Source organism: Fulvivirga sp. (assembly GCF_040218215.1).
Taxonomy (GTDB): domain Bacteria; phylum Bacteroidota; class Bacteroidia; order Cytophagales; family Cyclobacteriaceae; genus Fulvivirga.
In genome coordinates this window covers 365,877-377,769 of record NZ_JAVJQL010000014.1, presented here as the reverse complement: position 1 = coordinate 377,769, position 11,893 = coordinate 365,877, and the positions used below count along the sequence as shown (strand labels likewise).

Sequence of the window (11,893 nt, the reverse complement as noted above, 5' to 3'; positions counted from 1 at the left end):
ATTGAATTAAATGAACCCTACTATACTCGCCATAGAATCATCTTGTGATGAGACTTCCGCTGCTATTATTAAAAAAGGCAAAGTACTTAATAATATAATAGCAACGCAATCTGTACACGAAAATTATGGCGGAGTAGTTCCCGAATTAGCATCAAGGGCTCATCAGCAAAACATTGTTCCTGTTATAGATGAGGCTTTAAAGTCCGCTGGCGTTTCGAAAAAGGACCTTGATGCCATAGCTTTCACACAAGGGCCGGGACTTCTTGGAGCTCTTCTTGTCGGGTCTTCTTTTGCTAAATCTTTAGCGCAGGGACTTAATATTCCGGTTATTGGAGTTAACCATATGCAAGCCCATATCTTGGCTCACTTTATTGATGATTCAAAACCAAAGTTCCCTTTTTTATGTCTTACGGTAAGTGGTGGGCACACTCAGATCGTTTTGGTAAAAGATTACCTCGATATGGAGGTTATTGGCGAGACCCAGGATGATGCGGTTGGTGAGGCATTTGATAAATCAGCTAAACTTATGGATTTGCCCTATCCGGGCGGGCCTTTGATTGATAAATATGCTCAGGATGGCAATCCGGAAGCCTATGCTTTTCCTGACTCTGAAATGCAGGGACTGAATTTTTCATTTAGTGGCATAAAAACAGCTTTTTTATATTTCCTGAGAGATCAGAAAGCAAAGGACGAACAATTTATTTCCAAAAACATAAATGATATCTGTGCAAGCCTTCAATTTAGCCTTATCAGGATGCTCATGCAAAAACTGAAGCGGGCAAGTGAAGAACTGGGAATTAGGGAGATTGCTATTGCTGGTGGTGTTTCAGCTAACAAAGGGTTAAGAGCGGAACTTACAAGATTGTCTAAAAGCAAAGGTTGGAACATTTATATTCCCGATTTTCAATATTGTACAGACAACGCTGGCATGATAGCCATGGCTGCTCATTTTAAATACTTAAAAGGAGATTTTGAAAACCTCTCTGCCGTACCAAAGCCACGAATGAAGTTTTAATATGAAGAATATTTTTGAAGTTGGCGATCAAATTAAGATTGAAAGGCTTATTGAGGATTCTGACGTGGCGGCTTTTAATGGTGAGGTTGTCCACAAAGTTTGCTCAACTTTTGCATTGGCGCGGGAAATAGAGTGGTCATCCAGACAGTTTGTGCTACAGATGAGGGAGGAAGACGAAGAAGGGATTGGCACTATGCTGACTATTGATCATAAAGCCCCTGCATTTGTTGGCGAAATAGTTGAGGTAATGGCGGAAATAGAATCAATAGTAAAAAATGAAATTACTTGCACTTATGAGGCAAAGGTAGGTGCCAGAATAATTGCCACTGGTAAGACAGGGCAGAAGGTTTTAAAAAAGGAAGCCATCAACCATATTTTCTCTAAATTTGGACAGCGATGAATAAGAAAGATAAGTCCAGGTTCTCCAATGATATCAATATCAAAAACAAACGTGCAAAGTTTGAATATGAGTTTATTGATACCTATTTGGCAGGGTTGGTTTTAAAAGGTACGGAGATAAAATCTATAAGAGAGGGTAAGGTAAACCTACAGGATGGTTATTGCTATTTTAGAAAGGGGGAGCTTTATTCAAAAGGAATTCATATTTCACCTTATGCCCAGGGCTCATTTTACAATCATGAAGAGGGCAGAGAACGTAAATTGCTTCTAAAAAAGCAGGAGCTAGGCAAGCTTGAAAGTAAGATGAATGAGAAGGGTCTTACAATTATCCCTATAAGACTATTCATCAACGATAGAGGTCTGGCTAAAATGGAAATAGCCTTGGCAAAGGGTAAAAAAATCCATGATAAACGCGATAGTATTAAAGATAAGGATCTAAAACGAGAGTTTGACAGGGTCAAGATATAGTCTATGGAGATTGGCAACAAGGGTATCAGTCGATTAAGTGTAATTCAGGTTAGGGCCTCACACAGTGATAAAGCTGAGGTTGTAACACAATTGTTATTTGGCGACCATTATACAGTTACCGGTATTAGTGACGATAAAAAATGGATTCGCGTCCAAATTTATTATGATAAGTATGAAGGCTGGATTGATGCTAAGCAACATACGGATATATCTGAGGCATATTTTGACCAGATAAACAATGCAGATTACAAAATTTGCACTGATATAACCTCTACCATTCTTTACAAAAAACATCATACTACAATTGTTATAGGCAGCATACTTCCAATTGCTACAAATGAAATTTTTAAAGTTGAAGAGCAACTGGCTTTCAATGGCGAGGCAAAGAGCCTGGGGGCAAAAAGAGATGGCGATTTTCTTAAGCAAATAGCCTTTAAATATTTAAATGCTCCTTACCAATGGGGAGGGAGGTCGCCTTTTGGTATAGACTGTTCGGGTTTTACCCAGAATGTTTTTAGAATTTGTGGTTATGACCTTCAGCGTGATGCCTGGCAGCAGGAAAAGGCCGGAACTACGGTTGATTTTAGGGATATTCAACTTGGTGACTTAGCATTCTTTAAAAATAAGGAAGGCAAGATTGTACATGTAGGTATAGCCTTGGAGGACAATCAAATCATTCATGCTTCTGGTAAGGTTAGGGTTGACACCCTGACTTCGGAGGGCATTGTGCATGCAGAAACATCAAAATTGACCCATACTCTTACATCAATAAAAAGGATCTTACGTGATTAGGGTTTTTCCTCTACTTCAACACCAAACTCTTTCATTAGCTCCGCACCATATTGACGAATAGTCACAATAATTGGTATCGCCTTTTGACCTCTCTCGGTAATAGAATATTCAACTTTTGGTGGTACTACCGGATAAACTTTTCTGTTAATAAAACCTTCTTTCTCCAAACTTCTAAGAACGCTCGATAGCATTTTGTGCGTAATATGAGGAAGGTCTTTTTTTAGCTCGCTGTAGCGGAGCGTTTTGTCCCTTAGACGCCAAAGTAATGGCATTTTCCAGGTGCCACCAATACGATCCATGGCAAACTCTACAGGGTTGTAATAGATTTTTTTGTCGTAAATAAAATCGGGCATGATGTAAAATTTAGTGAGCAAAATAGTTATTCAAATCAACAGTAATCCATTTCTTTCTAAATAGTTAGTATAGTACTTAAAAGTAAGTATATCAATTTAAGGTTATTCTAACAATATGTTTGTCTTATGATTAAAAATAGACAAACAATGAAAAAATTAATTCTATTCTTTTTAGCAATTACATCTTCTATCGTCACTTGTGCTCAGCACAATGCCGGGCATAATGGCAAGGTTTTAATGATTGCTTCTAACCCTGCGGTTAGTAAACAAACTGGTTGGCCCATTGGGGCATGGTATTCTGAGGTAGCTCATCCATATTGGACTTTTAGCGAGGCTGGTTATACTGTGGACATCGCTAGTCCTGATGGTGGTGAAATAAAGTTTGATGCTTTTAGCGATCCTGAAGATGCAAGTCAGTATGCTGCTTTTGACTATTTATCCTTGGGCTTTAAGAAAGACCCAACCAAGCAAAAGCAAATTCAAAATACGCTGAAATTATCGGAAGTTAATCCTGACGACTACAAAGCGATATTTGTATGTGGTGGACAAGGGCCAATGTACACTTTCGTAGATAACACTGAGCTTCATCAGTTTTTTGTTGATTTCTATTTGACGGGTAAGCCAACAGCAGCCATCTGCCACGGCACGGTAATACTTTTAAAAACAAAGCTACCGAACGGAAAATTGCTGATAGAGGGTAAAAAATGGACTGGCTTTGCTTCTTCTGAAGAGCAATATGCAGACAATTATGTAGGCATGCAGATTCAGCCTTTCCGTATTGAAGATGACGCCAGAAAAATTCCTAATTCTAATTTTACAGTGGCACCACCCTTTGAGGCTTTTGCCCTAAAAGACGGCAATCTGATAACAGGTCAACAGCAAAACTCTGGCACAGCAGCTGCAGAGCTGGTGCTTGAAGAACTCGAAAATCAACGGAAGAATTATCCTACTTATGTATTAGTGCATGGAGCCTGGGCTGATGAGAGTGCATGGGGATTTGTAAGAAATCAGCTGGCGGTCAATGCCAATGTAGTAGTTGTAAATTTGCCGGCACATGGTGTTGAACTTACGCCTGCCAGTCAGGTTACTCTGAATGACTATGTCAAAACCATTACAGATGCAATAAACGAGCAACCAGGAAAGGTTACTTTAGTTGGCCATAGTATGGCTGGGATAGTAGTATCACAGGTGGCAGAAAATATTCCTTCTAAGATTGAAAAACTCGTGTATGTATCTGCCTATTTGCCTCAAAATGGTGAGGACTTATTATCGCTATCAGCTCAGGATAAGCAAAGTCTGGTAGGTGGAGCTTTAGAATTTACTTCTGATTATTCTGCTGCAACTATTAAAAAGGAAATGATAGCACCAGCAGTCTGTGCTGATTGTCCAGATTTTATGAAAGACGTTTTGGTGAAATACCACCATGCAGAACCCGCTAAACCTTTGGGTGAAAAGGTGATGTTAACTAAATCTAAATTCGGTAGTGTTCCCAAATATTATATTCACACTGCACAAGACAAAGCAGTTGGTTATGATCTTCAAAAACAGATGGTAAAAGCCAATGGTACTGTAAAGAAGTCATTTGAAATGAATACTTCACATTTACCTTTTGTAGTGCAGACACAGGAGTTTATAAAAATATTGACATCAATCAAATGATGAATCCGGTAAAGAAGCTGCTTAAACAATACAGCTTCTTTACTTTAATAACCTATCAAGTGAAAAACTATATTCTAATCTTGTGCAGCTTCTTTTTGGCAGTTGGTGCCAATGCCCAGATCAATGAAAGTGATACCACAAAATTTCAACTTCAATGGCTTTCAGGTGGTTCATATCAAACTGGTAATGTTGAGTTATTAAGAATTAACAATCAGTTCGACTTATCTTTTAAAACAACTTCCAACCTTGTTTTCAAATCCCAGAACAATCATTTATTTCAGGAAATTGTAAGCAAGAAGGCAGACAATGATTTGATGAGTAAGAATTATCTGTATTATCAACCACAACGCAGGCTATATCCATATGCTGTTACATTCATTGCTACCAATTACCGAAGAGACCTTGATTTTAGGGTATTTTATGGTTTAGGAACAACATTTCAGCTCTTACAACAACAGCGTCATACAGTAAAGTTTTCTGCCAATTTGCTTTATGAAAATTCCAGATACGCCAATGAGTTTTTTAATTATTCTGACTTCAATGGAAGAAACCAAATTAAAGCAACTTGGAGTACTGTCTATTTGAGTGGGTATCATTATTTCAGCGAATCTTTATTCAGATGGATTTATGAGATTTACTACCAACAGTCTTTGAAGAATCAGATCAATTACAGATTCCATGTATTGACGGGTATGGACTTTAAAGTTGCGAAAGGGCTTTCTGTTCAGTCAAGAATAATTTATTCCTTGGAGAACGTTGTCGCAATTACCAATAAAGAGGAAGATATGCTGTGGACTTGGGGTATTGTTTACTTGATTAAAACCTAATTAGTTAGAACTTGTTGACGATTATAAATGAGTGAAATATGAAAATAGCAATAATAGGAACCGGCAATGTAGGTGGTTCATTAGCTACAAAATGGGCTAACGCAGGGCACAAAATAGTGTTAGGTGTGCGGGATATCAATAATTTTAAAGGACAGGAGTTGCTGAAGAACCCCAACACTGAGGCAATGTCAGTGCCTGAAGCAGCGAAGGCATCAGAGGTAATATTAATAGCAACTCCTGCACCTATGGCCATTGAAGTTGCAAAGTCGTTAGGTGATACCGCAGGAAAAATTATAGTTGATACCATGAATGTGGTAATGGGACGTGGACCGGAAGGTTTTGCAAACACCTCTGATGCCATTCTGGCCTGCACCAACACTAAAGATGTAGTGAAATCCTTCAACACTACTGGCTTTAACAATATAGAAAATACAATCTATGGGGATCAGAGAATTGATATGTTTATGTGTGGTGATAGTAGTAATGGAAAGAGGGTGGTGGTTCAATTGGCGAAGGATGCAGGATTTCAAGAGTGCCATGATATTGGCGGTAATGACAAATTTCAGTTGATGGAACAGTTTGCGTGGTTCTGGATTAATCTGGCGATGAAAAATAAAAACAGGGACTTTGCCTTCAAGATTTTAAAGAGGTAAAATATATTATTTGTATAAACATTGAATTCTGTCCTCTGTTATTAACTATGTGTTAATAAAATAGCCATTTTTTGCTTTCAATAGCATTACCGCCTATCTTAAGAGGATGAATAGAAGAGTATTAGTGCTTAATCAGGACAACAGCCCTATCTCTGTATGCACAATACAAAGAGCATTTTTGCTTACCTATCTTAATAAGTCTGAGTTGGTAAAACCGGCTAATGGTCACAAACTTCATTCGGTATCACAGGCTTTTCCCATGCCAGCAGTCATTCGTCTGAATAGATATGTTAACGTACCTTACAAAGGGGTAGCACTTACCAGGCAAAATATATTTAAACGCGATAATTTCAACTGTCAGTATTGTGGTACTAATAAGGATCTGACTTTAGATCATGTTATTCCAAGGTCAAAAGGAGGCAAATCAGCTTGGAACAATCTTGTGACAGCATGCAAAAGATGCAATGCGAAAAAAGGAAATAACACCCCCGAAAAGGTAGGCATGAAGATTAAGATTGCCCCTTTTAAACCTTCTTATGTTTTGTTTTTAAGGGAGCTGTCAGGGTTCGCTTGCGAAGAGTGGAAGCCTTTTCTAAAGGTAAAATCCAATGGTGTTAAGCTTTAGAAGGTCAATGTAAACCTTGTATATTCTCCCAATCTAGAATCAACTGTCAAAGTGCCATTATGCAATTGCATAATCTGCCTGGACAGGCTTAATCCAATTCCAGACCCAGTTTTTTTGGTGGTATAAAATGGAATAAAAACCTGCTCCAGAGCTTCCATCACAATGCCTGGACCATTGTCGGTAATGGTTATTTTTGGGTTGTTAAGCTCATTGAGCTCCGCTTTAAGTTGAATCTGAGGATTCTCAGTGTTTTCCAGTGCTTCAATGGCATTTTTGATTAGGTTGATGAGTACCTGCTCAATAAGCTCTTCATCCACATAAAGCATCATTTCAGATGGATCAATGTTATAGTTAAAATCGATTTTAGATTTTCTTATTTCAATCTTCAGTAGCTGTGAAATATGATCGAACAGGTCTTCCATTAAAATACCTTTAATCACCGGAAGAGGAATAGATGTATAATCCCTATAGGCATCTATAAATTTAATGAGCCCCTGACTTCTGCCTGCAATTGTATCCAATCCATCCTGAAGGTCATCAACAGCTTCTTCGGGAAGCTCATATTTACCCTCTATATGTTTAAGGTCTTCAATCAAAACATCTTTTAAAGTGGAGGTTAAAGAGGCGATAGGGGTAATGGAGTTCATGATTTCATGACGCAAAACTTTGGTCAGGTTTTGCCATGCTTCCAGTTCTTTCTTCTGCAATTCTGGTTGGATGTTTTGCAAGGCTACCAACTTCACTTTCTTGCCTCTTAGAATTATTTCAGTGGCTGTTACCGAAAGTTGTATATCACCCTCCATCCTAAAAAGGGAGCTCTTACCTGTAGGCAAATCAAACAAAACTTTATAAAGTCTTGATTGTGTTTCAATTAGCTCTTCAATATTTCTTAGGGTTTCTATTTTAATAAACCTTTTGGCCGTGGCGTTGATGAGTTCAACATTGCCATCAATGTCAAATGAAATTAAACCGGTACTAACGTGCTCTACAATGGTGTTGAGATATAGAAGATGCTCCTCCTTCTCTGATCTTGCTTTTCTGAATGCCTCCAACACCTGATTGAAAGCAATATTCAAATCCTTGAAGCTTTTACCCAGCTTGTTGTCTGCTGTGAAACCAGAGGCAAAGTCTGAGTATTTCACTGACTCCAAAAACCTGGTAAGACTTCGGTTTGTTTTTGAAATGAAGCGATAAAGCTCTGTAAGCTGAAGGATAACTGCAATTGCGAAAATCACGGTGGTGACTATCATTTCAGGGTGGAAGCCAGTATAGACCACAACCGACATGGTTAGTCCCATAAACATAACCCTTATGGCCGTACGAAACCTGAAGTCACTAAAGACCATATTTTTCCAATCTGCGGTAAAGTGATGACCTGGTTAGACCCAACTCTGATGCTGCCTGGGTGATATTTCCATTATATTTTTTGAGCACTTTCCTTATCAATATTTTTTCTACTTCTTCCAGCTTAAACTGATCCAGCATCACATTTTCTGCATCCATAGGGGTTTGCGATTGGCTGCTGTTGAAATTGAAGTCTTCCGGTTGAAGCACTTGAGAGTTACTCATAATAATAGCTCTTTCCAGGGAATGCTGCAGCTCTCTAATATTACCGGGCCAATTGTGTTTTTGCATTCTTGTCAAAGCAGCTTCACTAATCTTACTTACCTGCTTGTTGTATTTCTTGTTATAGAAATGTAAAAAATGGTTGGCAAGTAATGGAACATCCTCAAACCTATCCCTTAGAGGTGGAAGCTCAATTTCTATCGTGTTGATTCTGTATAATAAATCCTGCCTGAATTTATTCTCCTTTACCATATCATATAAGGGCATATTGGTGGCACAAAGCAATCGGATATCTATCTCTACCTCCTTGTTTGAACCTACGCGGCTTACCCTTCTATTCTGTAAAACCGTCAGTAGTTTGGCCTGCAATGGCATGGAAAGGTTTCCTATCTCGTCAAGAAAAAGTGTTCCTCCATTGGCAATTTCAAAACGACCAGCCCTGTCTTCTTTAGCGTCTGTAAAGGCGCCCTTTTTGTGGCCAAAAAGCTCACTTTCAAATAAGGTCTCGCTTACAGAACCTAAATCAACATTAATAAAAACCTGATCTTTTCTGGATGAATTATTGTGAATAGCCCTCGCCACCAATTCTTTTCCTGTTCCATTCTCGCCTAAAATAATGACATTGGCATCTGTTGCGGCTACGCGGTCAATAGTTTCAAACATTTTTCTAATGGCCGGGCTTTGACCAATAATGTTATCATACCTATCATTGATTTGAAGGTTGATTTGCTTCTGCTTACTTCTAAGGTCTTGAACTTCCAGTTTTGTTTCCCTGAGTCGCATGGCAGAGAAAAGCGTGGCCAGAAGTTTTTCATTCTCCCATGGCTTTAATACAAAATCCGTAGCTCCTGCCTTTATGGCTTTTACTGCCATCTGAACATCGCCATAAGCTGTAATTAATACAACAACGGCAGAAGGATCAATGTCCAGTATTTTCTCTAACCAGTAATACCCTTCCTTCCCACTACTTACATCTTTGGTAAAATTCATATCCAAAAGAATTACATCATAATCGTCATTCTGAATAAGGGTAGGAATGGCCTCGGGGTTTTTCTCAAGATCGACTATAGCAAAATGTCTTTTAAGGAAGATTTTGGCTGCTTTCAATAAATCTTCATTATCGTCAACAATCAAAATACGGCCTGATTTACTGGAGTTTTCTGTCATGGTCTGGAGTCTGGTTCAAGAATATATTCTTGTTTATCAAAGTTGATACCGAATATTGGCCGAAAACGGCCAACAGGGCTTTATTTACTTTTATAGCTGTTATATTAATCAAATTAACTGAAGAGCTATACGTTGCCGGTGTTTATTTTGTTCGCTGGCGGACGGTCACGTCCATGAATGAACGATAGCGGACTGTCAATTGTTTAAAAATAGGCTGTTTAATGGTGATTGGCCGATTGGCACACTTGTTGGCAATAGGAAACCAAACTTAAAAGCTCTAATCATTTTTTGATGGATAAGAAAATAAAAAAGAAAACATGGACATTGAAGCGAATCTCAACGATTGGCGGGGTTACACTTTTGGTAGTGTTTGTTGGATATCAGCTGTTATTTGCTGACCGCAGATCGAAGCTCAATGTAGAAAAGGACAAAATCACAATCGCAGAGGTCAAGCGAGGGGTCTTTCAGGAATTTATACCACAGACGGGTACGGTAGAACCAAGTGTAACTTTTTATTTGGATGCCATTGAAGGTGGACAGATTAAGAAGGTATTTAAAGAAAGTGGAGCCATGCTTAAAAAGGGTGAAGTTATTCTCGAGCTCTCCAACCTTAATACCGAGTTGAGTGTACTAAGTCAGGAGGCAGGTCTTAATGAAAGTATTAACAGGTTGCGCCAGACTAGGTTAGGACTTGAACAAAATGACCTTTCTCAGCAGCAGCAATTAGCCCAAATAGAAAATCAACTTCAAATTCTAGAGCCTCAATATAGAAGACAAAAAGTCCTTTTTGAGAAAGATTTAATATCTAAGCAGGATTTTGAACAAACCAAGGCTAATTATGAATACAATGTTAAAAGGAAAGAAATCACATATAAAAGTTATAAGAACGATTCCGTTTCAAGAGTACGTCAATTAGTGCAATTAAATAACTCAGAACGAAGAATGATGGCTAGCTTGGATGGTGTATCACAAATTTTGGACAACCTTACCATTAAGGCACCAATAGATGGTCAGCTTACGGCTCCTCAGATGTTTGAAGGCCAAACGGTTAACCCAGGACAAAGACTTGGACAAGTTGATAGAGTAGGTAGTTACAAGGTTAGTGCTCAGATTGATGAGCTTTACTTGCCAAGGATTTCTACCGGCTTAAAGGCCACTACGCCTTATGCTGGTAAAGATTATGAGTTGGTGATTACCTATATTTATCCTAATATTAACAATGGAAGATTCCAGGTAGACATGCAATTTGTCGGTGATACTCCTGAAGGAATTAGACGTGGGGGGTCGCTTAGACTAAGAATTGAGCTGGGTCAATCTTCTGAAGAATTACTGCTTCCGGTGGGTGGATTTTACAAAGATACAGGTGGTAACTGGGTTTTTGTGGTGGCTGAAGATGAAACCAAAGCAGAAAAAAGGAGTATAAGACTAGGAAGAAAGAATACAGAACACTTTGAAGTTTTGGAAGGCTTGGAGCCAGGAGATAGGGTAATCACCTCATCTTATGACAACTTCGGAGACAATGAAGTGCTCGTTTTACAATAAAAGGTCAAAACTTAAACATAAAATTAAAAACACTACAACCATGATTAAAATCAAAAATTTACAAAAAGTTTATACTACTGATGAAGTGGAAACCACTGCATTAAATAGCATAAACATTGACATCAAAGAAGGTGAGTTCGTAGCCATCATGGGACCATCTGGATGTGGAAAATCAACTTTACTTAACATTCTGGGATTGCTTGACAATCCAACTGATGGTGAATATCACTTTGGTGACCATGAAGTATCTAAATACTCAGAGAGACAAAGAGCTCAATTGAGAAAGGGATCAATCGGATTCGTATTCCAAAGCTTTAACTTAATTGACGAGTTAACTGTATTTGAAAATGTTGAACTTCCATTATTGTATTTGAAAGTTCCTTCTGCCGAGCGTAAGCAAAGAGTAGAGGAGGTTTTGGAAAGAATGAACATCATGCACAGAAGAAATCACTTTCCACAGCAACTTTCTGGTGGTCAGCAGCAAAGGGTAGCTATAGCAAGGGCAATTGTGGCTAAGCCTAAAGTGATACTAGCGGATGAGCCTACTGGTAATCTTGATTCAGCCAATGGTGAAGAAGTTATGAAGCTTCTAGCCGAGTTGAATGAAGAGGGAACAACTATAATCATGGTGACTCACTCTCCTTATGATGCGAACTATGCGCACAGAGTGATCAACCTGTTCGATGGAAAAGTTGTAACTGAAAATATCAAGGAGCAATTCCACATATAACAATAATAAAATTCAAAAATAAAGTCCTGAAAACCAGGGCTTTATTTTTGAATAGATACTTGGTAATGCAAGGTACTGTGTAAAAAGTTATTCTTGC

13 protein-coding genes are annotated in these 11,893 nt (G+C 38.5%); 10 read left to right on the top strand and 3 right to left on the bottom strand.

The window, feature by feature from the left end:
• Window positions 1–10 precede the first annotated feature (10 nt).
• The 4 genes from tsaD to RIB54_RS10385 are packed head-to-tail and all read left to right on the top strand — an operon-like array spanning window position 11 to window position 2,674.
• Window positions 11–1,015: a tRNA (adenosine(37)-N6)-threonylcarbamoyltransferase complex transferase subunit TsaD gene (gene tsaD, locus RIB54_RS10400; protein ID WP_350100852.1), complete on the top strand. Its 1,005-nt coding sequence runs from the start codon at window positions 11–13 to the stop codon at window positions 1,013–1,015.
• Window position 1,016: 1 nt separating this feature from the next.
• Window positions 1,017–1,415, top strand: coding sequence for a thioesterase family protein (locus RIB54_RS10395; RefSeq protein WP_350100851.1), 399 nt, complete (start codon window positions 1,017–1,019; stop codon window positions 1,413–1,415).
• Window positions 1,412–1,882 (top strand): SsrA-binding protein SmpB, encoded by a 471-nt coding sequence (gene smpB, locus RIB54_RS10390; RefSeq protein WP_350100850.1) that lies wholly within the window; start codon window positions 1,412–1,414, stop codon window positions 1,880–1,882. The genes RIB54_RS10395 and smpB overlap by 4 nt, the downstream gene beginning before the upstream one ends.
• 3 nt (window positions 1,883–1,885) lie before the next feature.
• Window positions 1,886–2,674, top strand: coding sequence for a C40 family peptidase (locus RIB54_RS10385; RefSeq protein ID WP_350100849.1), 789 nt, complete (start codon window positions 1,886–1,888; stop codon window positions 2,672–2,674).
• Here RIB54_RS10385 and RIB54_RS10380 read toward each other — a convergent pair.
• Complete coding sequence (locus RIB54_RS10380) at window positions 2,671–3,027, bottom strand: winged helix-turn-helix transcriptional regulator (protein WP_350068872.1); 357 nt, start codon at window positions 3,025–3,027, stop codon at window positions 2,671–2,673. The two genes, RIB54_RS10385 and RIB54_RS10380, sit on opposite strands and share 4 nt — an antisense overlap.
• Window positions 3,028–3,174: 147 nt before the next feature.
• Here RIB54_RS10380 and RIB54_RS10375 point away from each other — a divergent pair, with 147 nt between their 5' ends.
• From RIB54_RS10375 to RIB54_RS10360, 4 genes are all read left to right on the top strand, one after another.
• Entirely contained in the window at window positions 3,175–4,686 is a 1,512-nt protein-coding gene (locus RIB54_RS10375; protein ID WP_350100847.1) for an alpha/beta fold hydrolase, read from the top strand.
• Complete coding sequence (locus RIB54_RS10370; protein ID WP_350100846.1) at window positions 4,683–5,513, top strand: DUF481 domain-containing protein; 831 nt, start codon at window positions 4,683–4,685, stop codon at window positions 5,511–5,513. Before RIB54_RS10375 ends, RIB54_RS10370 begins: the two co-directional genes overlap by 4 nt.
• A gap of 38 nt (window positions 5,514–5,551) precedes the next feature.
• The gene (locus tag RIB54_RS10365) at window positions 5,552–6,166 is read left to right on the top strand and encodes an NADPH-dependent F420 reductase (protein ID WP_350100845.1); all 615 of its coding nucleotides are present in this window, start codon (window positions 5,552–5,554) and stop codon (window positions 6,164–6,166) included.
• A 106-nt stretch (window positions 6,167–6,272) separates the two neighbouring features.
• A complete protein-coding gene (locus RIB54_RS10360; RefSeq protein ID WP_350071534.1) occupies window positions 6,273–6,791 on the top strand; it encodes an HNH endonuclease in 519 nt (172 codons plus the stop codon).
• Here RIB54_RS10360 and RIB54_RS10355 read toward each other — a convergent pair.
• Window positions 6,788–8,137 (bottom strand): sensor histidine kinase, encoded by a 1,350-nt coding sequence (locus tag RIB54_RS10355; RefSeq protein WP_350100844.1) that lies wholly within the window; start codon window positions 8,135–8,137, stop codon window positions 6,788–6,790. The two genes, RIB54_RS10360 and RIB54_RS10355, sit on opposite strands and share 4 nt — an antisense overlap.
• Window positions 8,127–9,524 carry a sigma-54-dependent transcriptional regulator gene (locus RIB54_RS10350; protein WP_350100843.1) on the bottom strand — a complete coding sequence of 466 codons (1,398 nt, stop codon included), beginning with the start codon at window positions 9,522–9,524 and terminating at the stop codon, window positions 8,127–8,129. The genes RIB54_RS10355 and RIB54_RS10350 overlap by 11 nt, the downstream gene beginning before the upstream one ends.
• Before the next feature lie 291 nt (window positions 9,525–9,815).
• Between RIB54_RS10350 and RIB54_RS10345 the strand changes: the two genes are divergently transcribed.
• Complete coding sequence (locus RIB54_RS10345; RefSeq protein ID WP_350100842.1) at window positions 9,816–11,066, top strand: efflux RND transporter periplasmic adaptor subunit; 1,251 nt, start codon at window positions 9,816–9,818, stop codon at window positions 11,064–11,066.
• 40 nt (window positions 11,067–11,106) lie between these two features.
• Window positions 11,107–11,796: an ABC transporter ATP-binding protein gene (locus RIB54_RS10340; RefSeq protein ID WP_350071523.1), complete on the top strand. Its 690-nt coding sequence runs from the start codon at window positions 11,107–11,109 to the stop codon at window positions 11,794–11,796.
• Window positions 11,797–11,893: the final 97 nt, after the last annotated feature.